The sequence below is a fragment of the Pseudalkalibacillus hwajinpoensis genome (genome assembly GCF_015234585.1).
GTDB classification, from domain to species: Bacteria; Bacillota; Bacilli; order Bacillales; family Guptibacillaceae; genus Guptibacillus; species Guptibacillus hwajinpoensis_B.
Genome location: NZ_JADFCM010000006.1, coordinates 25,227 through 46,880, shown reverse-complemented (window position 1 = coordinate 46,880; position 21,654 = coordinate 25,227). Strand labels below are relative to the sequence as shown.

Here is a 21,654-nt window from a genome sequence, read left to right as displayed (position 1 = left end):
AAAAATGTAAAAAGAAACCATTTTCCCGTTTATCAATTGAGGAAGGTGGAATACAACAAGTGTAGCGCAAGATGTAAAAAAATTACTAAAGGAGGATTTTTAAATGGCTAACAATAGTAATGACAAAATGAGCAGAGAAGAAGCAGGACGTAAAGGTGGCAAAAAAACATCAAGAGAACATAACAAAGAGTTTTATCAGGATATTGGAGAAAAAGGTGGAGAAAAAACAGCAAAAGAGCATGATCAAGAGTTCTATCAAGAGATAGGAGAAAAGGGCGGTAATAAAACGGCTCAAGAGCATGATAAAGAATTCTTCGAGGAAATTGGAGAAAAGGGTGGTAAGAAAACCGCTCGAGAACACGATAAAGAGTTTTATCAAGAAATTGGAGAAAAAGGTGGAAACCAAACATCTAAAAATCAAGATAAAGAATTCTATGAGGAAATTGGGAAAAAGGGTGGAAAAAAGAGCGGCGGAAACAAATAGAAACAGTAAAGAGCGAAGGGATTTCCCTTCGTTCTTTTTAATAAAATCCTTTTGAAAATAGATCTTGTGACGATTAGAAATAAAAATAAAGAAGCCCTCCGTAAGCTACGGAGGGCTTCTTTATGTAGATTAAAATGAGCGTTCTTCTTCAACTTCATGCTGTTCATTTAAAATCAATAGGCGACTTGGAGAATCTCCTTTAGCCATTTCCTCTGCTTTTTCAATAGCTGTTGAGCGCATATCGTAGAGGTCTGTTGGAGCGACGTCCTCAATTTTAACGTACCAACCTGTTACATCTTTATTTGGTGCTACTGTAAATTCCTTCATGAATAAATCCTCCTTTAAGCTGTGTATAAGGAACAATTCCCATCATATGTAGTGATAAAACCTGCTTTTAAGAGAATTAAAAAAACCAGCGCATTGACGCTGGTTTTACTGGGGACGTGAAATTATGTAGAAACCAATAACAAAAGCAATAGGAACGATCCAAACCATAAAGGCAAGTGCCCATACAGTAAAACGGTTCCATTCTTTTTCCTTAACAGCCAAGAGCAGACCCTCCACATCATAAGTTTAGTTTCATTATAACATGGACATACCTAAATTATGTGTAAACGCTTGAAATTCTTGAAAATTCAAGATACAAATCGAATGGTTAAGGGGTAGCGATATAAAGTGCCCTGATTCGACTTGACCGATGCAATCACAATAAAGATAAGGTGCATGACAAGTAGAATAGGGAGAAGGATAAGCCCTATAAGGACTAGACTTAAGATCCCAGCAATGACGAGATAGAGTGTCATACTTATTTGGAAGTTAATGGACTCTTTTCCTTGATCATCGATAAACGGTTCATCTTCTCTTTTAATTGACCAGAGGATGATTGGACCAATAATATGTCCCAGAGGAATTAAATAACCACTCAATGCAGAGAGATGAACATACATAGCCCATTGTCTTATTGTTTGATCAGGAACCGTTACGTCTTTATTATCCATCTCAATACCTCCCCATATAGCTCATTTATGATCAGCATATTACTCATTATTTTGAGATATGCCTTTAATAAAGTAGGCAACAAAAAAAGGAACCACCTTTGGTTCCTTTAATTGGAATTGTAGTTGATGTGATAAGATGCGCGTTCTGTAAGTACGATCAGCTCGTCTGAATGCTTTTTAACATCGTTTATATCTTCTAAAGGAATTTCAAAAGTGGAGTGTGGAAGAGGGGCTGTAGCTTCGTCTGAAATGACTTTACCTTCGCCTTTAAGTTGAAGGAGTGTCGAAGCCGTGTAATCATCGACGGTCTCCCCCCTGTGTTGAAATACAAAATCTTCGAGTTTCATGATGGTTTTATCGAGATCGTCTTGTTCTTTTTTCTCAATGATAAGATGTCCGCCTACCCATTCAGTAAGCGTGTTACGAACTTCTGTTAGCATAGTTGACGCATTCATTGTATCACCTCACTATCAAATTTCCCCATTTATACATTGGATAAACAGTACAAATGAACTTGGCAAAGAGATGATGATATACTTGTGCTATGTAAATATATAAAGGATGAGTGTCATGAAAACAATAACAATCGATGAAGTTTTGGAAAGAAAGATGCTCTTATTGGATGTTCGTACACCGGCAGAATATGAAAAGTTTCATATCCCAGGTGCTGTGAACCTACCTATTTTCTCTAATGAAGAAAGAGAAATTGTCGGAACAACATATAAGCAAAAAGGAACTGAAGCAGCGAAGGAATTAGGGATTTCTCTTGTTTCGCCCTTACTTCCTGAGTTTTATAAACGAGCGAAGGAAATAACAAAAGGTGAAGAAATTGCTATTTACTGCTGGCGAGGAGGAATGAGAAGTAAAAGTTTGACAGTTATTTTTGACATGATGGGACTGCCATGCCGACAGCTAGAAGGAGGTATTCGTTCCTACAGACAAAAAGTGACGGCTGGTTTAGAATACTTTGCGAATCAGACGACACCCTATCTTGTTTTGGAAGGACTAACCGGTACATCTAAAACTGAAATACTTAATGATTTAGAAGAGAAGGGTTATCCTGTTCTTGATCTTGAGGGACTTGCAGCTCATCGAGGTTCTGTATTTGGAAGAGTTGATTTGCCTGAAAGAAGTCAAAAAGAATTTGAAGCCATGCTGTACCATAGATTAGGAGAAATTGGAGAAACGTCTTATTACATCATTGAATCTGAAAGTAAGCGACTTGGAAATATTATCATTCCAGAGTTTATTTTAGAAGGCAAACAAAAAGGGACGCGTATACAAGTCCACGCCCCGCTTTCTTATCGAATTCGTACGATCTTAAATACGTATCATCCTGAACATCATCACGAAGAAATCACAGGAGCTATTAACAAAATTGAGAAGCGATTTTCGAATGAAGATAAAGAAGTAATTGCCGATGCTCTTGCTGAGAATGACTATGCCTTGATTGTTGAACGGCTCCTGATTTATTATTATGATCCTCGTTATGAATACAAAGCATATGAGAACGAAGGTAACATTATTAACCTAACGTATGATTCACTTGAGGAAGGAACTAAACTTGTCCAGAATGAAGTAGATCGCTTCGAGATTAAGCTTCGATCAGAAGGCGAGAAAGTTTCGCTTTAATGGATTTTCTTTCTTCAGGAAGCTGTTCATTGTTATACCGTTCAATAAGGTCATCAATGCGTTTAAAATACAAGTGACTTACCCACGCGACATAGCTTCTGTAAACGGGCGACTTTAGAAAATGAATCAACATATTGTCGTCGGGGCCAAAGTAGTATGTTTTATCATCAAAGAAGGTAGAAAAGCGTCTGAAAGATAATTTAGTGAATGAGTTGTCCAATTCAAATCGAAATTTGTTGAGGGCATCCGGAATCAAACGAATTGTGAACACATCATCATTATCAAACATTTCCTTAGGCGTGGGTAAGATTAAATATGGATATTCTCGATCATCAAGGGCAATGAAGAAATCCTCAGGCGTCTCGTGACAGCTAGGCACTCGTTTGACGGTTGTTTCAACAATCAATTGATAGACTGAATCATTCATAAGATATCCTCCCTTTGTAATCTATCATCATTGTTACCGTACTAGTAAACTTGTATACCCCTTTGTCGAAAAGTAGTTATTACAATCTATTATCCAATCTCTGAAAAAATTCCTCTATTTCAAATATTACAAATATTTTTAAGAACCTTATAGGAATGATATTTTCCTGAGTCGTTAATCAGTTAGAAAAAAATAAAATTTGGATGAGCAAAAGACTTGAAAGTCAAAGATAGTCAAATTATAATATAGTTACAAGGTCAAAGATAGTCAAAGTCAAAGCGAGTATCTTTTACCTTTTATCTTAATTTCATAAAATGTACGTTATATATATTATAAGGAGGCCATCATATGCTTTGTGATCATTGTCAACAAAATCAAGCATCGGTTCAACTTAATGTCCAGATGAATCAGAATAAGAAACAAGTACACCTTTGTAGTACGTGTTACGCAAAAGTGATGAATGGTCAAACTGCATCATCACCAAAAGGTCAAATGGATGAGTTCTTTCAATCCTTTATGAACCAATCAGGTCAACATGGATTTAACGCACAACAGGAGGGGCCGCAAACCGAGTTTGGAAATGGAAAAGGTGGCTTACTTGATGACTTGGGACGAAATCTTTCTGACGCCGCAAAAGCTGGATTAATTGATCCGGTTATCGGGAGAGAGAATGAAGTATCGAGAGTGATTGAGACGTTAAACCGCCGAAATAAAAACAACCCTGTCTTGATTGGGGAAGCTGGTGTCGGGAAGACAGCCATAGCGGAAGGCCTTGCTCTTCGGATAACAGAGGGCAATGTCCCTTCTAAGCTAAAAAACAAAGAAATTTATTTACTTGATGTAGCTTCACTCGTTTCAAACACAGGTGTTCGTGGCCAATTTGAAGAGCGGATGAAACAGTTAATTTCTGAGCTTCAAAGTAGAAAGAATGTTATTTTGTTCGTGGATGAACTACATCAAATCGTTGGAGCTGGATCTGCTGAAGGCTCAATGGATGCAGGTAACATTTTGAAACCAGCGTTAGCTAGAGGTGAACTTCAGTTAATTGGGGCAACGACTCTTAAAGAGTATCGCCAAATTGAGAAAGACGCAGCGCTTGAGCGTCGCTTCCAACCAGTTATGGTTAATGAGCCAACTGTAGATGAAGCCATTGAAATTCTGAAAGGTTTGCAGTCTAAGTATGAAGACTATCATGAAGTCAAGTACACAGATGAAGCCATTAAAGCATGTGTAACATTGTCTAATCGTTTCATTCAAGACCGTTTCTTACCAGATAAAGCGATCGACTTAATGGATGAAGCAGGAGCAAAATTGAACTTAACGTTTGCAGAGTCTAGCCACGATGAAATTCAGCAACGTCTAACAGAAATAGCTGCTGAAAAAAATAAAGCAGCCGAAGCAGAAGATTATGAGCGTGCTGCCAAGTTAAGAACTGAAGAATTACAGCTTGAGGAGCAGCTTGAGCAAACGCTGAAAAATAAATCAAGTGTGAATCATTTAGTGTCTCTTGAAGAGATTCAACACATTATAGAAGGAAAAACAGGTATTCCAGTACGGAAACTTCGCGAAGATGAACAAACGAAAATGAAAAATCTTGCGGATCGACTTAATGCGAAAGTAATTGGTCAGGAAGATGCCGTAAATAGAGTCGCTAAAGCGATTCGCAGAAGTCGTGCCGGATTGAAACGTCAAAATCGCCCAATAGGTTCCTTCTTATTCGTTGGACCAACAGGAGTCGGTAAAACAGAGCTATCCCGATCACTTGCAGAAGAAATGTTTGGTGATCGTGAAGCCATGATCCGTCTTGATATGAGTGAGTATATGGAAAAACACTCTGTATCTAAGTTAATCGGCTCGCCTCCTGGTTATGTTGGTCATGAAGAAGCTGGGCAATTAACCGAGCGAGTAAGACGTAAGCCATATAGCATCATATTAATTGATGAAGTTGAAAAAGCTCATCCTGATGTTCAAAATATGTTCTTACAAATTCTTGATGATGGACGTTTAACTGATAGTCAAGGTAGAACTGTTAGCTTTAAAGATACGGTTATTATTATGACAAGTAATGCTGGAACATCAGAGCGCAGAATTACAGTTGGTTTTGAATCAGCTGAAAGCTACACGGATGTGATGGAGAGTCTTGGTGGTTACTTTAGACCCGAGTTCTTGAATCGATTTGATGGAATTATTCCATTTAAATCACTCGAACAATCCAGCCTCGTTACAATCGTTGATTTAATGATTGAAGATTTGGATGAGAGTCTCGAGGAACAGAATATTTCTCTTACAATTAGCGATGAAGCGAAAGAGAAGTTAGCTTCACTTGGCTATAATCCGCAGTTTGGTGCGCGACCACTTCGCAGAGTGATCGAAGAACATGTTGAAGATGGTATTGCCGATATACTAGTGGATGAAGGAGACCTTCAGTCAGTTACAGTTGAAGTTGTAGAAGATAAACTCGTCGTATCAAAAGAAAAATAAATCACATTCTTGAAAGTCGTTCCAATGGAGCGGCTTTCTTTTTTATTAGCTATAGTAGCTTATATTGTTGATATCTCGATTTTTGGCTCATTCGCGAGTGAATTCAAAAAAAAGAAAAGAAAAAACTTTGTTTCTATGGATTTTTTTGTTACTTTTTTACAAAAAGAGGGAAGGTATAATTATGGTATCCTGACTGTACTTTTTCTATAGCGTTGTCGAATGGTAAAGTATTGTGACTTGTTTTGTATTTATAGGTCGAAAAGTCAGAATATTAGTTAAAATTAGTCTTCAAATCTGCTACGTTAGATAAGGAAGGTCAGGAAAGACTTCTCTACTATTTCATAAAGGAGCGAGAACAAAATGGAACTGGATCAACTAGAAATGAACCAGACGTTACAAGAAAGTCAGCCAGAAGGAAAGACAATTCCATATTTAACAGCATTGATTGGATGGAGTCTTCCCGCAATTGAGGCCTGTGACAAGTTGAATCGGCCTTTTGTAGTGGTTGGTCCTCCTGATTTTAAGGATTATGCCGAGAAGCATGACATCACTTTCGTAGGTTGGGAGTTTGATAGATTGAATGAAGGATCAGACAAACTCTATAAGCAACTTAAAGCTTTAGGCGCAGAGGTTGCTGTCCCCCTTTATGAAGAGTGTGTGGAATGGGCAGGAGCTCTGAATTCTCGCTTTAGAGAAGAGCCTAGATTATTTAACCGTTCTCTATTGTTAAGAGATAAAGGAATGATGAAACGAAAGGCACAGATGGCTGGTATTAAAGTAGGTGTTTTCGAAGAAGCAAGAGACAAGGAAGATGTAAAGCGCTTTCTTAAAAGAGTCAACGATGCTCTTTTGAAAGTGGATGGAGATAAATACGAGCCGATTCATTGCAAGCCTTTAGATAAGGCTGGTTCAGTAGGACATCGAGCCATCGATGATCCTGCAGATATTGATGCATTAACAGATACTGATTTTCCTTTATTAATGGAAAGTCATTTGGATGGGCAGGAATTCTCATGTGAGGTTTTTGTACATGGTGGGAAAATTCAATTTCTTAATATAACAGAATATGTAAAACTTGGGTACTCAAACTTTGTTCCCCCTTCTCCTTCTCTTGAAGAGAAGCGTCCCGTTATCCGGAAAGCGATTGAACAATTAATCGAAGCGTTCGAAGTGGAGAACGGCGTGATTCATCCTGAGTATTTCATTATGCCTGATGGCACACTTCACTTCGGAGAAGTAGCTGCTAGAGTACCAGGTGGCCATATTTTTGATCTAATTGAACGCGCTTACGGTTTTAGTGCTTATGAAGCTCAAATTCTATGTAGTGATCCAAATACGACTGAAGAAGAGTTAAGAAAATTCTTTCCTGGCGAAGATGAAGCTATGGGATATGCGGGTTGTTTAATGGTACATCCGCATGTGAATTACATTGAGGAATTAAATATTCCTGAAGAGCTTGAGGAACATCAATTCTTTGAGAAGCATGATATGTTTACTCCTCCACAGGGGAAAGTAGCTGAGCGGGTCGGTTTCGGTAATCATTATGGGACCATTTTCTTCTTCGGAGATGACAGTGCGGAGATGACGCGGTTACTTGTAGACTACGAAAAATATGATTTCTATCTGTAGATAATTATTTTTACCATAAAGGAGAATTTAGCATGCCATCTGAAGTAACAGAAGGAAAGATTGCAAGGTTTTCCAGATCACTCACTCGTCTTGAAGAAGCACCATCCTATGCGAAATCTCGCTATCAGACAGACGTTTTCCAGGAAGCGAATCGGCTTTTGGAAACCGATGAAGGTCTTGAGTTTCTATATCAATACGCGCAACGTTTTGATGAAGCGGGCGTATTCCAGGATGGTCCGTGGGAAGATCCCTCAAAGCTCCAGCCGCCTCTTGTTGCAGGATCGCTTCAAGCAAAGGGTCTTCCTTACGTGATCGAAATGCTTAGCGATCTGCGTATGCTTGCGATTGCGGAAGGAAAGGGAAGTCATCCAAAGGTCTCACAAGAAATGGCGATGGACTTCTTAAACGAAGTTATGGCGTTAAATCTAGATATCCTTTTCCCAAATGCTTCAGAAGCTTCCCGAATAGAGGAGAAGGAGAATACGATTGAAACACAGAGGCTGTTTCAATTTATATCACAGTATCTCTCTTCAAGTGCTTTATCAGAAACACTGATCTATGAGATTGAACGTTTAACAGCTCAACGACCAATTACGGTTAAAAGAACAGTGTCCATGATTAAAATGGCTAAGGAAATGTTGAGGTCAGAAACCAGTGAAGAGCAGCGGTCTACTCTTGAAGGATACGTGGCTTCGATTGAAGGCCCTTCTGAATTAAGTCACACTTATCAGTTGCCGAATGAATACCGTAAACAACTGATGGGACTATCAACAGAAGAGCTTCGAAGAGAAAGTGAGTTACTCGGTCTTTCTATGAGAAAAACCGGTCTTTGTTCTCCACACCATAGTGTGCTTGCTCGCTTCTTAAGTCGAAAATCACCTCACCTTCTACCTGTACTACTTCAATTAACTGGGAAGGGAAAGGCGAATCTTGAAGAACATGGGGAGCTTATTCATCAGCTCATTAAAGTTGCGCTTTTTCCGTCTACTTGCCAATCCGTCTATGGATTAGCATTGTTATTAGAGAGAGGGGTGCTTTCGGCTTCTCCAGTTATGCCTGGATTAAGACGTATGATTGAGCTAGATATACGTCCAGAAGTTCGAAGCGCATTATTCAATACAGTTGGAGAAGGTGAAGGGTTAACGGCTAATAGCATTTTGCTTGCAGGTGTCATTAGCGTCCTTGGACAGCCGCTTGGTGTTGGTCAAGGACTTAATCCAACATGTCAAGCGGCAAGAGGAATAAGCCTATGGGCTCAGCATGCTCCTGGCTATCTACTTGAGATCATACCAAGAGCTGCAAGAGATGGTGACATTGATATGGTGTTTGAAGGTGTTCAAATTCATTCGAAAGATCTTCAAGGTGGTCTCGCTCCTGATCTTCACCCAGAGCTTGACCCGGTGTCGCTTGTACTCGTTCCACATCTCGATCGAATATACAGTGAGATGATGAGCAGAGTTGCGCTAAGAGGAGAAGATGGACATCGCTGGGTCAACCCTGCTTTTTATGGAAATTGGGTTCAAAAAGGCTTTAGTACCGTTATCGAGCCGATTACTGGCAGCGTAACAGACTATCCTGGTTTCGTCAGATTGTTTTATGCGACGCATCATCCTGAATACAACGATGAATACGAATTAATTTATCCGAATCCAGTTGGGATTTTTATTACGAATGTTCATGGAAAAATGCTTGGGTTCCATGCTGTTTCGATCCAAAGAATCGCAAAAAGTCCTGATGGAGAGTATCGTGTTTATTTTTATAATCCTAATAATGATGGTTCCCAGAATTGGGGTCAGGGAATTGAATCCACTGTTATGGGGAAAGGGGAACTTCCAGGAGAAAGCTCGCTACCATTTGAAGAATTTACATCGCGTTTATATGCGTTTCATTATAATCCTTATGAGCAAGGAGATGCGTATGCGGTTGAAGCCGAACACATCTCAATTGTGAAATCACTCGCCATAGATAGCTGGGGACACGAGTATACCTGGTTAAGTAAATAAGAGGTTATAAATTACGGTTTTGGGGAAATATATAAGCAGAGGTGCCAGGGATATCATTTGTTTCCTGGCACTTTTTTTGATTAACTTAACTTGTCATATTGAATTGACAGGCTTGATATAAGAAGGAGGAAATAGAGTGATTGAACACGTTGTTTTATTTAAATTCAGTGAAGAAACGACTATGGATCAGAAAGAAGAGGGCATGAGAAGATTAATTGAAGTGAAGGAGAAAATTCCTGGAATTATTGACATTCAAGCAGGAAATAACTTCACCGATCGTAGTCAAGGCTACGAAAGTGCTCTAACGGTTCGGTTTGAATCAAAAGAAGCACTAGAAGCATACGGTCCACACCCGGCGCACCAAGAAGTAGTCGCATACTTGAAAGAGGTTGGAATGAGAGATGTCCTTGCACTAGATTTTGAATGTCTATAAATATGGAAAGGAGCTTTTACATATGAAAGGATTTGTTCACGGCAATGAAGCAGGTCAAAAAGGGCTATCGTTTAAAGATCATATTGTCGAGTCGGAGCCGCGCAAAGGTGAAGTGAAGATTAAACTAAAGGCAGCGGGGTTAAATCACAGAGATCTATTTATACCAGATCGTCACGATCCGAAAGATCCAGACGTTATTCTTGGTTCAGACGGTGCTGGTGTTGTTGTTGCAGTTGGTGAAGGCGTTGATGAGATTCATGAAGGTGATGAAGTGATCATTAACCCCGGTCTTGGTTGGGAAAAGAATTCTCCTGTTCCTCCAGCTGGATTTCAAATTGTAGGCTTTCCAGGTGATGGTACATTTGCTGAAACGATCGTTGTTCCAGCTGAAAATGCTGTGAAAAAGCCAGAAAACCTTACCTTTGAAGAAGCATCTGTCATAGGTTTGGCCGGATTAACGGCGTATCGTTCATTATTTACAAGAGGGCAACTTCGAAGAGGACAAACTGTTTTTATTCCTGGAATTGGTGGAGGCGTAGCAACGTTCTTGCTTAAGTTTGCGAAAGCGGCTGGTGCGAGAGTGATTGTTAGTTCCAGAAGTGAATCTAAGCGAAAGGCCGCTCTTCGACTTGGTGCAGATCGAGCTCTTGCCGATGAAGAGGATTGGACTGAAGCAGCTGAGGATGAAAACGTTGATTTGGTTATTGAAAGTGTCGGTGCAGCTACGTTCAATCGATCTCTCGGAGTACTGAAAAAGGGTGGAACCATTGTTATTTTCGGCTCTTCAACAGGGGATACAATTGAATTTGACTTGCGCTCATTTTTTTACGGCCAATATAACTTGCTTGGCTCAACGATGGGAAGCGCTGAGGAATTTCTAGAGATGGTATCTTTCGTAAATGAACATTCTATCAAGCCAATTATGGATGAAGTCTATTCTTTTGACGATATTCAAAAGGCTTTTGCTCATTTGAGTGAGAGTTCCCAATTTGGGAAAATTTCATTAAGAATGGAGTAGTGTTTTTTGAATTATTCATAGAAAAAAGGAAGCCCTTTGGCTTCCTTTTTTCTTAATAGTAATATGGCGGATAGCCGTAGGGGTAATACGGGCGATAGAAAGGAACGAGACTAAGAGCTGCAATTCCAGCTAAAGGAAAGAAAAAGCGCCCGAATCTGCGATAGCGATAGCGCCCATATTGTCTATCCGTATCTTGGCCTTCGCTTTCTTCTACTTCTTGAGGGATCATCATACCCATGTGCTCATCATCTGAGTCCATAATAATTCCTTCATACTCCATCCCATCCTGCATTCTTACTTTAGCATGATAGGTGTTATACCTTTTGCATAACTGTTTCATATCACCCATAAGCTGTTTTTCTTCTCCAAACATTGCCCCTTGAACGGCGTTGTTTTGCATATTCGGCCCCTGCATGGCTCCTTGCACTGCCTGGTGAGGCATTTGATTACCCTGCATGGCTCCTTGAACTGCCTGATTCGGAGAATGTCCCTGCATCGCACCTTGAACGTTCTGATTCATTTGGTTCCCGTACATGTTCATAAGCGATTCCTCCTTTACACAACACAGGATATTCACCTAGATATGAATCAGTTACTAACACAAGTGCAATTTTGAGCCCAAATATCTCATTTATGTGTGCCCTTCTTGAAATTTCCATAAAGAAACTATACGATAAGTTCAAATGACCTTAAATGTAGAGGTGGAAGATGAGAGACTTTTATTTAACTAGAACTGAAATGGGAAATATTCTTCAAACGATTCGCGCAGAGGAAAAGCCAGATGAAATTTTATTGAGAGCGATGAAAAGGTCCGGAAAAGGAAGAACAGAAATACCAGCTATTTTTGATAAGTTATTGAAAGTGACTGAAGGTGCTTTCGGCTTATCTATTAATGAAATTGTGACGCTTGGTAATCAGCTAGAGTATGCAAGTTTCCGATCCACTGCTGTTCAAAATTGGGTGAAAAGAGATATTAAAGAATGGATTGGTCCACCACAATTAGGTAAGAAATACGCAATAGAACAAGCGGCAATTTTATTTATTGTAGAAGATTTAAAGAATACGCACGATTTTGAAAGCATCCGCCTTCTATTGAAATTTGCTTTTAATAACCCGGCGGATCGAAATGATGACTTAATCGATCCATTAATCTTTTATACTGCGTACTCGCAGCTTTTTGAAGTGATTCATACGAAAATAAAACCTTCAAAGGAAGAGTTTAAAAAGAAGTCAATTGAGTTGTCTAATGTTTTCCATGAAGTAACGGAAAATCAAAAAAAAGATATTGAGAAACTACTTATTTCTGCCGCACTCTCTGTTCAAGCTGCTTACTATCAAACGTTGTCGAAGCAATATCTTGATGATGTTTGGAAATAAGAAATGATGAATGAGGAAGAAAGAACGAGCTGGAACCTCATAAAAGGCGCCAGCTCGTTTGGTTTTAATCGATTGTAAAATCAATGGATTGTTTGAACTGGCCATCTCCATCTGTTGCTAGCCAAACTTCTAGTGTATAGGATCCTGGTGTAAGTTCATCTACAATAATGGAGTACTCGAGTGATTCAGCTTGTTTTAATGTAACGTTCTCTTCTTCTTTCAAAAAGCTTTTGGTAGCGGAATAGGTTTTAATTACTTCTCCTTGCTCATTCGAAAGTTTATAGTCATACTTTTGACTACTTGGAAAGTGGATAGATTGGACTCTCTCTGTTTGGTTTTGAATACGATATAAGAAAGTTGCCGCTCCGCTTTCCGTTGTTTCAAGCTGAAGGGTAGGTTCAAGAGATCCAGCTACTATGCCAGAAGAACCAGATACTTGCTCACTTGTATTGTTATTTGTATTCGTATTCATAGTTGCGTTCTCCTCTCCACATCCCGTCAAAGTAAGGAGTACCATTGTTCCTATCATCACATATTTAAGCATCCCATCACTCCTTTGTTTATTAGACGAGGTGACATCCTAGAAAGTTACAATTCAAAGGAATGAACTTAAAACCTTATTTCAATCTTCAGAGACAAAGTGGAGGATATACCGTTATAAATGCCATATAATAGAGTGAGATAAGTTCTACAGAAGGAGTTCGATAGAATGAAGGCATCGTTAGTAGATATTCAAGCTAGGATAAATGGCAGAAGTGCAGAAGTCCTTGGAAATGAGCGCTTTTATAAATTTGCCGTTCTCTTGCCTTTAATAGAACGGAATGGAGAGCTACATGTATTATTTGAAGTACGAGCACGGTCATTAAGAAGACAGCCGGGAGAGGTTTGTTTTCCGGGTGGTAAAGTAGATCAGCACGACAAAAACCCGAAAAATGCAGCAGTAAGAGAAACTTGTGAAGAGCTCGGGGTTTTAGAAAGAGAAGTTACTGTAATGGGGGAACTTGATTTCCTCGTTACATCATTCCAATCTATCGTATACCCGTTTGCGGGGATGATCCAATCAGACTCTGAATTATCACCTAATCCAGATGAAGTAGAGGAAGTGTTTACAGTTCCTTTATCTCATTTTAAGAATCACCCACCAGAGCGACATGATATACGTGTACATGTACAGCCAGATGAAGGATTCCCGTTTCATCTTATTCCGAATGGTGAAGAATATAATTGGTCATCCTCAAGTATGCCAGAGTTCTTTTATTATTATCATGACTATGTCATCTGGGGGATGACGGCAAGGATACTGTATCATTTCATTCAATTGGTGAATGAGGAATAAGAGAAGAAGCGTTTTTCCATTAAAGGACTATTGTCAATTGAAGCAAACATAGGTAAACTAGAAAAGGTCGATTTATGTCGGATTTTTCTAGTTTTTTTGTGATTTCCTTTTCGGAATGTTGTAACTTTGAGGATTTTACTAGGTTATATATTTATTAGGTAACATAACTTATTTACTATAGGTGATAAGTTTAAATTAAAAACGACAAAAACCTACAGGTCGACGCGAAAGAATTTAGTTGGATTATAATAAGTGCAATACATAGAGAGAATGCCAAACATTTAATAGGGGGAAAAGCAATGTTAACGATTATTTTTGTTTTACTTGCCGCTTCACTTGGTTTCTTTATTTACTCGTATTTTGTTAAGGACTACGCTAAAGAAGTGAAAGGTCAGGTTGATGACGTTTATATCAACTTAATGAAAGAGTTGAAAACGGTAAAGAAACGTACTGAAATGCTAGAAAGCAAAACAAAATCTGTAAGTGGTGGTCCTAATGAGTAAGCAAGAAGCAAAAGGAATTGGGGCTGGTCTTTTATTCGCTGCGCTTTTGTTAACGGCATATTACTTTTTATTTTCTCCAGCAAAAGCAGAGGAAGGCAATAAGCTAACAGAAGCTGCCGTTGAACAGCATTTAGAAGAAAAAGGCATGGTTATGGTTAAAAAGGAAGAGTATGATTCTTTGAAAGAAAAAGAAGCGACTCAGAATCAACAAGTGAGCGAAAATCAGGCTACAAAAGAAAAGGTAGAGAAAGAAAAAGTCTCTGATCAACCTGAGAAAATCACCTTTACTATTAAAGAAGGAATGACCAGTCAGGAAGTTGCTCAAAGTCTAGAAGACAAGAAGCTAGTAAAGAAATCGGATGATTTTATTAAATCGCTTCGAGACATGGACAAAGAAATGGCAGTTCAGCCAGGTGAATATGAACTTCAAACGGATATGTCTTCTGCAGATATAGTGGAAGAGGTTACGAGATAAACGAAACACCCGGCATAAATTGCCGGGTGTTTTGTTTATTTTCATCTCGAAATAGCATTAGGAGATGAAGGAATGGTTAGGGATTGATCAAGTGAATATCCACCGATTTGATCAAAGCCAGTGTTCTCAAAACGAATCGTCTGATAGTTATATTGAGAAGCAGTAAGCATTAAGGCTTCGATTGTTTGCATCGCTTCCTCTTTTGATTGAAATTCACTTTCTTCCGTAAAGGCAATTGTTGCTTCAGGACCGTCTCCTTCGAATGAATAGATGCCTACGTTAGGAGGGATCGCTGGCATGTAATAGGGCACGTTAGGATCGCCTTCTTTCATAAGCGAGAGAGCGACATCGAGTTCAGCACCTTCTTCACCTGAAAGGGCTGGTCCTTTTACGAGGAAACGTGATTCAGAACTTGATTCATAAAGGTAATATGGAGAAGGCTTTTGATTCACTGTCGTGTCAGCTGAACCGAAATTTCCGAGAGTGTAGCCTTCCTCTCCATTCGTTTGCCAATTGATTTGATCGGCACCGAGACTTTTCGCTAACTGTTGAACACTATCGTTTATCATAATTGATTCCGTCGATGAAAGGCTATCACCAGGCTCTTTAAAGCTAACTATGAGTGTTTTAATTCCATCAGTATCAATCAAATCTAGAGTTGCATCAACTAGTGGTGAGCGTTCAAGACCAAATTTCGAAACATCAAAAGTAGATAAAATTTCTTCTAAGTTTTCTTGTATGCTTTTGTTTTCATCTAAAGTAAATGAAAGCGGAACGAGAAGTAAGCTTTCAGGATCTGGGAAAGAAACGACAACGTTTGCTCCTTCAGACTGCTGAAATGCTGGAATGTAGCTGTCAAAAGTAGTCGGTTCTTTTGTGAGTGTTGGCGGCTCTTCCTTAACAGTATCACTCGTTTGATCTGATTTCTCACCAGTAGGTGCTAATGTTGTGCTTTCAGATTTTGAATCATCTCCTGAGACTGAAGAGTTTGCTGTATCTGAATTGTTTGAGTCTGATTGTGTAATGGCCATATTAGAAGAGTTATCATTTTGATTGAAGAGACCAGGCGTAATTAGAACGGCCAGGAATAGGACCACAATAGCGGCAATACTGGGAATGATCCATGGCGTTTTCTTCTTTGTTCGTTGTCTTTGTGATTGTTCATTCTTTTTTTTCTCGATGTTGTGATAGATCGATTCTTTGCTTCTATGATCTTTGACTTCAGGTAGTTGAGAAAGAAGGGATTTTGTTCGATCACTCATCATAAGACCCCCTTTAGTTGGTTTTTGGATGGATCATCTACTAGATCGCGGAGCGCTTTAATAGCCCGATGCTGAGTTGTTTTCACTTTACTAACACTCCAATTTAATATTTCGGCTGTTTCGTTTATCGACAGCTCTTGAATGTAGCGAAGGATTAGCACCTGTTGCTGATCAAGTGTGCATTCTCTTAAACATTTATAAATGGCTTGCACTTCTTCTTTTTGAAGTAGGATTTCTTCCGGAAGTGGAGATTCATCAGTTGGCTGCTGCTTGTTAAAATCGAACTTACTAAGCCACCTTGAGGTTCTTCGATTGTGTGTACGTAAATAATCAATGGCTATATTTCTCGCAATGGCAAACAACCATGTCTTCTCATTGCTGCGTTCTTCATACTTGTCATAAGAACGTAGCACGTTAATATAAACCTCTTGCACTAACTCTTCCGCAATTGCTCTATTTTTTACCATATAGAATAAAAATTGAAATAAGTTCGTGTGGTAGCGATCATATAAACGTTCAAATGTCTTATCCATTCTTCAGCCCTCCTTCTTCTATTTATTAAAACGATATATCTACTTAAAAGGTTACAGCAAGATTACAAAAAGAAATAGAACAATCTATTTTGAGGTTGTAGGAATGAATGAAAATAATGATATATGGATGACAAAGCAAAGTGTTTTAGTATTTAGCTTTTCTTCGATAGAATGTTATTTAATGACAGCTTGAGAGGAGCTATTGGATGCAGTTATTTTCGAAGCAGCAAAACTCATCCTTTTTTTATGGATGGTATATTGTGATGGCAGCAGCCATTGGCGTCTTTTTTTCAGGACCAGGTCAAACTTACGCCGTATCTGTGTTCATTGACTATTACATTCAAGATTTTGGCTGGGGACGATCGCTTGTATCAGGCATTTATTCTTCTGCTACGCTGGCGGCTGGACTATTGTTATTTGTTGTAGGGAGATTAGTAGATAAACATGGACAGCGGCGAATGATGCTCATAATGGGGGCTTTGCTGGCAGTCGCATGTTTTTGGAATAGCTTTGTTATTGGACCTGTCATGCTATTTATTGGTTTTTTTATGCTTCGTTTATTCGGACAAGGTTCAATGACGTTAATTCCGAATACACTTGTGCCTCAGTGGTTTGTAGTAAAACGTGGGCGAGCACTTAGCTTTATGGCTATTGGTGGGTTTTTAAGCTCAGCTTCTTTTCCTCCACTTAATACATGGCTAATCGCATCGTTTGGATGGGAAAGTGCCTGGAGAATACTTGGATTCGCACTCATTGTTATTTTTCTACCTGTTGTCTTTTTCATTGTTAAAAATAAACCTGAAGACATCGGACTTCTTCCTGATAATGCCATATCGAAGAAAAGACTTGCACAACGTCGAGAAGAGAAAATGGAGGAAGAGGAGCAAGAAGAGGGCTTCGAAACGAATTGGACTGTGAAAGAAGCGATGAGAACGAGAGCATTTTGGTTTATTCTTTTTTGCGTTAGTATTCCTGCACTTGTCAATACCGGTTTAACTTTTCACTTATTTTCTATTCTAGGAGAGCAAGGTGTACCAGGAAGTACAGCTGCCATCATATTGAGTATCATGGCGATTGTTGGCTTTCCTGTAACAATGGCTTCTGGATTTATTCTCGAGCGCGTGAACGTTCATATTGTTCTTGGTTTATCGTTTATTGGCCAAATGGTATTTATCTTATTGTTAACTCAGGTGCATACTTATTTACTTGCTATTGTGTTTGCAGTTCTTTGGGGAATTATTGGAGGTATTGAACGGATTACATTAAACATTATATGGCCGAATTATTTTGGTAGGGAGCATCTAGGAAGTATTAAAGGAATTGCGACAACGACGATGGTCATAGGCTCTGCTTTTGGACCACTCCCATTTGGTATTGCTTTTGACGTTTTTGGAGGGTATACAGAAATATTATTGATTATACTTATCTTTCCAATTCTCGGTACAATTGCCGCATTTATGTCTCCACCGCCTAGTAAACAAGTATAAAGAAACGCTTCTTCAGGTATATCTGAAGAAGCGTTTTTTTTGCACATTTAAGGAGATTAGGTGGAAGTAAGGAAATTACCTATTAGATTTTATTGGAATAGAGAATAAACGAGCACATGATAATACTGATTTCTTAAATAGACGTGATCTATAAAGCGTCCTTCTTTATGAAAGCCAAGCTCATCTAAACGCTTAACAGCGGCACGGTTGTCTTCTATTGTTTGTGCATAAATTTTGTGAAGTTTCATTTGTTTAAATCCGTATTCTATAACGGCTTTTGCTGCTTCGGCTCCATAACCACCGCTCCAGTAATTTCGAGACAGAATGGCACCAATTTCTGCTTTAGAAGAGGTGCGATCCCAGTTTTGGAAACCCGCCGTACCAATTAAGGTGTTTGAAGACTTCAATCGGACACCCCAACGTATTGTATTGGTCAAAGATATCGATGTGGTATCTTTGAAAGCACGTATATAGTGAAGGGCCTGTGTAGAGGTTTTCATAACTTTTCCACCATCATAATAGGTGACAAGTGGATCTGCGAATATGGAAAAAAGTGAACTACGATCTTCTTCTTTAAGTGCTGTTAAAACTAGGCGTTCAGTTTGAATTTCAGGGAATTCTTTCAATGCGTTCACCACCCGTTACTCTACCATATGCATATGTGAAAACGGGGTGGAGGGCTTATGACCCGGGAGTTAGCCTGATTTTATTCAAGAGCTATTTCCAATTCGTATCGTTATGAAGTTTTTTAGAAGTTCTTCATGCTTTTCTTCATATTCATCAATTGACATTGTAGATCGCTGTAAGGTGTCATCGAACAACATAATAGGCGTTGTTCCTTCTTTTCTATTGGATGAGAATTGATACAAGTAGGAAAACCCAGGTCTAGTAGCAGGAAGCATTAAATAAGGCATCCGCGTCGCACCCGGCCGTCTTCTTAATGCAAGGGCTTCAATCATACCTTCAACGGTTCGAAAGCCTAAACCGTGTCCAAAAAAAGTACCATCCCCTAAATCTACAACATTCTCACCTTGCCATTCTGGCGTAAGAGGATTCACGTCAGGATTTTTTACATATCGAATATCACCAGGAAGGTAGTCAGGAGGGATGTTGTGAACAATTTGCAAATCCTGGTCGTATTTCCATCCCCAAAGCCGTATGTTTGAAAATAGTCGATTAAACTGTGCTGGAGGGAGCATTTTGACTGCTGCGTGATAGAGAATAATAATCATAGCGGTGGCACATTCAAACGCATATAGTCTCCCATTTCGGTAAATATCGAGTATTGCTTCAGATGCCGGAACGCCCATTTTTAATTGAAAGGCGCCATCTGGTAGGAGGTTCCAGAACATAGGGTTACATCGCGAACGATAAAAGTCTGCAAATTGAACACCGCTATAGTAAAGTTCACGTGAACTGTCTGTGATGGCTACTCTAAATCGAATTTCAAATAATAATGCATCCATCGAGCGATAGGAATACGTATAGGGACTTGCATGCATGACATGAAGTATCGTTTGTTCAAGAGGTCGTACAATGCCAGCGTTTATCGCATCGTCTTTATTTACACTATTACCTCCTATAGTAATCATGCTGAACCTCCTCAATGAGCGTCAGTTGGGCATCGAGAGGTCGATTGATCCACTCCTTCCATTTGTTTCGAGATCTTTTTCTCATTTGATAGGAGAAGTTGGCAAGATCTTCTTTTTCATTTTCGGTTAACGTATGAAATCCTTTATCTCGATGGTATTCCGATGAAGTGTTTGAATGATGTTCACGGTATTTTGTGTAGTGATCGATAATATAAGGTGAAAGTTCAGCTGTTAATTCATAGCTATTTTCATTATGAAGAAGGTATGGGAGGTTCTCTTCATACCAACCCCTAAAATAGGCATACTGATCAGAGCTTTCTTCTAAACCGGAAATGAAATGAAGCAGTTCTCTTGCAAACTCAACTTCTTCTTCATGAGAAGATAATAGCTTTTCACCAATAGGGAGGAGACTAGACATGTTTCGTGAAGAAAAATAAGACCATGTTAAGTAATGTGTAGAGTGGCCTTCGCTGTTTCTCTTGAATAATAGGTCTGAAACAAGGGAGAGGTCTTCCGGGTTTTGATAGATGGTTGTCAATAGCCCAGCAGCGCGGTCAATAACAAGTCGATAGCGAGCGTTCAGTTTATCCTCTTTCCCAGTTTCGACCATCCATCTGAGTACAGAGTGAATGAACTGTGGAAGATCGCAGATTGAATATGGAAAAGGAGTTGCTGGTGTGCGTTCTGTAGCTAGAATATCTCTTTGGATGGACAAAGCTACTTTATTCCGATCTGATAAGTTCTTTGTAAGACTGTGCTCGCGAATAACCTTTGATAAGACATAGAGAGTGGGATAAGTAAGGTCCTCGTCATTGATGCGTGTAATGGCTAATTTTGTATCATGCTGAATCAACTCTCTTATATACAGATCAAGACGTTTAATGCCTTCTGTTTTCCGGATTATCTCAAGTGAGGTAGACATGTTTAAGGGTGGCCTCCTTTCGAAAGTGCGCTGTTAACAGCGTATTCGGGAGGGAGGAGTTTCATCACATGTAATAAAAAATGATTCTTTATGGTCTATTTGAAACTTTTATTTGTTTGCTCCGTCTTTAAATAGACTATGTTAAATCAAGATATCTACACGATGAGCTATTAAAGAAAATTGAAATCATAAGGGGGATACCGTATGGAGAATAAGGCTGTTCGAACTGGCCTTAAGTTTATTACTGCTTTTATTGGTGTGCTGTTACTAGGGGCGTTACCGGGGTTATTCAATGGCATGAAGCTTGATTTTTCTGGATATTTGAAGAGATTAGTTGAGACATTAGAGGAGTTGATCCACTATCAAGATATAACGTTTCGCTCTGGGAATGCGAATTATCAATTGTTCCCAGAGGTCTTTGATTATGCGACATATTCCATAGTCATTTTATTCAGTGCCTTATTTCTTTCGTTTGTTGTAGGATTTGTTTTTACATACGTTACCTACAGATTTACGCCTCCTATGCGAAAATGGTTTAAACGATTTGCATTTCTAACTGAATCTTTTCCAGATGTATTTATTCTCGTAATTGTTCAAATTGGAATCATCTGGTTTTATAAAAAAACAGATATTTTGTTAATGGATATTGCAGCATATGAACGAATTTACACGATGCCTATTTTAGTGCTATCTATATTACCAGCTTTCCTATTCTATCGAATTATGATGCAAGTGTTCGAAGAGGAATTTGAAAAGCCTTATGTTGAGCTTGCACGAACGAAAGGCGTGCAATCAACAGCCATTTTCCTTGTCCATGTTTTTCGGAATGCGATCTTATCGATTTACTTCCACTCGCCCTCCATTGTCTGGTTTACGTTATCTAATTTATTTATTATGGAATTCGTCTTCAATTTGAACGGATTAATCCGCTTTATGTATGAACATCCTACGCCAGAAATTTTCACGATAGGCGCTTTATGTCTATTTATCCCTATATTCTTGGCGTTGACACTTTACCAGTTTGTAGCGGAGCGAGTTTCAAAAGAAGAAGCGTTACTATAG

24 protein-coding genes are annotated in these 21,654 nt (G+C 39.1%); 13 read left to right on the top strand and 11 right to left on the bottom strand.

The window, feature by feature from the left end:
• Window positions 1-103: 103 nt before the first annotated feature.
• Window positions 104-484, top strand: coding sequence for a KGG domain-containing protein (locus IQ283_RS10925; protein ID WP_194220214.1), 381 nt, complete (start codon window positions 104-106; stop codon window positions 482-484).
• Window positions 485-613: 129 nt separating this feature from the next.
• Here IQ283_RS10925 and IQ283_RS10920 read toward each other — a convergent pair whose 3' ends face one another.
• The 3 genes from IQ283_RS10920 to IQ283_RS10910 form a co-directional block, all read right to left on the bottom strand.
• Complete coding sequence (locus tag IQ283_RS10920) at window positions 614-811, bottom strand: DUF2188 domain-containing protein (RefSeq protein WP_194220213.1); 198 nt, start codon at window positions 809-811, stop codon at window positions 614-616.
• A 308-nt stretch (window positions 812-1,119) separates the two neighbouring features.
• Window positions 1,120-1,482 (bottom strand): DUF4870 domain-containing protein, encoded by a 363-nt coding sequence (locus IQ283_RS10915; RefSeq protein ID WP_194220212.1) that lies wholly within the window; start codon window positions 1,480-1,482, stop codon window positions 1,120-1,122.
• A gap of 107 nt (window positions 1,483-1,589) precedes the next feature.
• On the bottom strand, window positions 1,590-1,937 hold the full coding sequence (locus tag IQ283_RS10910) for a hypothetical protein (RefSeq protein WP_194220211.1): 348 nt from the start codon (window positions 1,935-1,937) through the stop codon (window positions 1,590-1,592).
• 115 nt (window positions 1,938-2,052) lie between these two features.
• Here IQ283_RS10910 and mnmH point away from each other — a divergent pair, with 115 nt between their 5' ends.
• Window positions 2,053-3,114, top strand: a complete 1,062-nt coding sequence (gene mnmH / locus IQ283_RS10905) for a tRNA 2-selenouridine(34) synthase MnmH (RefSeq protein WP_194220210.1) — start codon at window positions 2,053-2,055, stop codon at window positions 3,112-3,114.
• On the opposite strand, the gene IQ283_RS10900 is transcribed toward mnmH, so the two are convergent.
• Window positions 3,077-3,541 (bottom strand): hypothetical protein, encoded by a 465-nt coding sequence (locus IQ283_RS10900; protein ID WP_194220209.1) that lies wholly within the window; start codon window positions 3,539-3,541, stop codon window positions 3,077-3,079. The two genes, mnmH and IQ283_RS10900, sit on opposite strands and share 38 nt — an antisense overlap.
• 348 nt (window positions 3,542-3,889) lie before the next feature.
• On the opposite strand from IQ283_RS10900, the gene IQ283_RS10895 reads away from it, so the two are divergent.
• The 5 genes from IQ283_RS10895 (at window position 3,890) to IQ283_RS10875 (ending at window position 11,105) form a co-directional block, all read left to right on the top strand.
• Window positions 3,890-6,022, top strand: a complete 2,133-nt coding sequence (locus IQ283_RS10895; RefSeq protein WP_194220208.1) for an ATP-dependent Clp protease ATP-binding subunit — start codon at window positions 3,890-3,892, stop codon at window positions 6,020-6,022.
• 360 nt (window positions 6,023-6,382) lie between these two features.
• Window positions 6,383-7,651, top strand: a complete 1,269-nt coding sequence (locus IQ283_RS10890) for an ATP-grasp domain-containing protein (protein WP_194220207.1) — start codon at window positions 6,383-6,385, stop codon at window positions 7,649-7,651.
• Between the two features lie 32 nt (window positions 7,652-7,683).
• Window positions 7,684-9,654, top strand: a complete 1,971-nt coding sequence (locus IQ283_RS10885) for a hypothetical protein (protein ID WP_194220206.1) — start codon at window positions 7,684-7,686, stop codon at window positions 9,652-9,654.
• A gap of 136 nt (window positions 9,655-9,790) precedes the next feature.
• The gene (locus IQ283_RS10880; protein ID WP_194220205.1) at window positions 9,791-10,087 is read left to right on the top strand and encodes a Dabb family protein; all 297 of its coding nucleotides are present in this window, start codon (window positions 9,791-9,793) and stop codon (window positions 10,085-10,087) included.
• A 22-nt stretch (window positions 10,088-10,109) separates the two neighbouring features.
• The gene (locus IQ283_RS10875; RefSeq protein ID WP_194220204.1) at window positions 10,110-11,105 is read left to right on the top strand and encodes a zinc-binding dehydrogenase; all 996 of its coding nucleotides are present in this window, start codon (window positions 10,110-10,112) and stop codon (window positions 11,103-11,105) included.
• 52 nt (window positions 11,106-11,157) lie between these two features.
• On the opposite strand, the gene IQ283_RS10870 is transcribed toward IQ283_RS10875, so the two are convergent.
• Complete coding sequence (locus IQ283_RS10870; protein ID WP_198427146.1) at window positions 11,158-11,646, bottom strand: hypothetical protein; 489 nt, start codon at window positions 11,644-11,646, stop codon at window positions 11,158-11,160.
• Window positions 11,647-11,813: 167 nt separating this feature from the next.
• Between IQ283_RS10870 and IQ283_RS10865 the strand changes: the two genes are divergently transcribed.
• Window positions 11,814-12,482: a DUF1836 domain-containing protein gene (locus IQ283_RS10865; RefSeq protein WP_194220203.1), complete on the top strand. Its 669-nt coding sequence runs from the start codon at window positions 11,814-11,816 to the stop codon at window positions 12,480-12,482.
• A 64-nt stretch (window positions 12,483-12,546) separates the two neighbouring features.
• Here the strand turns inward: IQ283_RS10865 and IQ283_RS10860 are convergent, their stop codons facing one another.
• Window positions 12,547-12,954 carry a BsuPI-related putative proteinase inhibitor gene (locus IQ283_RS10860; protein ID WP_194220202.1) on the bottom strand — a complete coding sequence of 136 codons (408 nt, stop codon included), beginning with the start codon at window positions 12,952-12,954 and terminating at the stop codon, window positions 12,547-12,549.
• A gap of 237 nt (window positions 12,955-13,191) precedes the next feature.
• Here IQ283_RS10860 and IQ283_RS10855 point away from each other — a divergent pair, with 237 nt between their 5' ends.
• From IQ283_RS10855 to IQ283_RS10845, 3 genes are all read left to right on the top strand, one after another.
• Window positions 13,192-13,818: an NUDIX hydrolase gene (locus tag IQ283_RS10855; RefSeq protein ID WP_194220201.1), complete on the top strand. Its 627-nt coding sequence runs from the start codon at window positions 13,192-13,194 to the stop codon at window positions 13,816-13,818.
• Between the two features lie 299 nt (window positions 13,819-14,117).
• Window positions 14,118-14,321, top strand: a complete 204-nt coding sequence (locus IQ283_RS10850; protein ID WP_194220200.1) for a hypothetical protein — start codon at window positions 14,118-14,120, stop codon at window positions 14,319-14,321.
• Window positions 14,314-14,796: an endolytic transglycosylase MltG gene (locus IQ283_RS10845; protein WP_194220199.1), complete on the top strand. Its 483-nt coding sequence runs from the start codon at window positions 14,314-14,316 to the stop codon at window positions 14,794-14,796. The genes IQ283_RS10850 and IQ283_RS10845 overlap by 8 nt, the downstream gene beginning before the upstream one ends.
• Window positions 14,797-14,837: 41 nt before the next feature.
• Here IQ283_RS10845 and IQ283_RS10840 read toward each other — a convergent pair whose 3' ends face one another.
• Together IQ283_RS10840 and IQ283_RS10835 are read right to left on the bottom strand one after the other, a co-directional pair.
• Window positions 14,838-16,058 carry a GerMN domain-containing protein gene (locus tag IQ283_RS10840; RefSeq protein WP_194220198.1) on the bottom strand — a complete coding sequence of 407 codons (1,221 nt, stop codon included), beginning with the start codon at window positions 16,056-16,058 and terminating at the stop codon, window positions 14,838-14,840.
• Window positions 16,058-16,591, bottom strand: a complete 534-nt coding sequence (locus tag IQ283_RS10835) for an RNA polymerase sigma factor SigX (RefSeq protein ID WP_194220197.1) — start codon at window positions 16,589-16,591, stop codon at window positions 16,058-16,060. The genes IQ283_RS10840 and IQ283_RS10835 overlap by 1 nt, the downstream gene beginning before the upstream one ends.
• A gap of 206 nt (window positions 16,592-16,797) precedes the next feature.
• Between IQ283_RS10835 and IQ283_RS10830 the strand changes: the two genes are divergently transcribed.
• The gene (locus IQ283_RS10830) at window positions 16,798-18,078 is read left to right on the top strand and encodes an MFS transporter (protein WP_194220196.1); all 1,281 of its coding nucleotides are present in this window, start codon (window positions 16,798-16,800) and stop codon (window positions 18,076-18,078) included.
• An 89-nt stretch (window positions 18,079-18,167) separates the two neighbouring features.
• On the opposite strand, the gene IQ283_RS10825 is transcribed toward IQ283_RS10830, so the two are convergent.
• The 3 genes from IQ283_RS10825 to IQ283_RS10815 form a co-directional block, all read right to left on the bottom strand.
• Window positions 18,168-18,704 carry a GNAT family N-acetyltransferase gene (locus IQ283_RS10825; RefSeq protein WP_194220195.1) on the bottom strand — a complete coding sequence of 179 codons (537 nt, stop codon included), beginning with the start codon at window positions 18,702-18,704 and terminating at the stop codon, window positions 18,168-18,170.
• An 84-nt stretch (window positions 18,705-18,788) separates the two neighbouring features.
• Entirely contained in the window at window positions 18,789-19,670 is an 882-nt protein-coding gene (locus IQ283_RS10820; RefSeq protein WP_194220194.1) for a protein-glutamine gamma-glutamyltransferase, read from the bottom strand.
• A complete protein-coding gene (locus IQ283_RS10815) occupies window positions 19,651-20,592 on the bottom strand; it encodes a hypothetical protein (RefSeq protein WP_194220193.1) in 942 nt (313 codons plus the stop codon). The genes IQ283_RS10820 and IQ283_RS10815 overlap by 20 nt, the downstream gene beginning before the upstream one ends.
• A gap of 204 nt (window positions 20,593-20,796) precedes the next feature.
• Here IQ283_RS10815 and IQ283_RS10810 point away from each other — a divergent pair, with 204 nt between their 5' ends.
• The gene (locus IQ283_RS10810; protein ID WP_194220192.1) at window positions 20,797-21,654 is read left to right on the top strand and encodes an ABC transporter permease subunit; all 858 of its coding nucleotides are present in this window, start codon (window positions 20,797-20,799) and stop codon (window positions 21,652-21,654) included.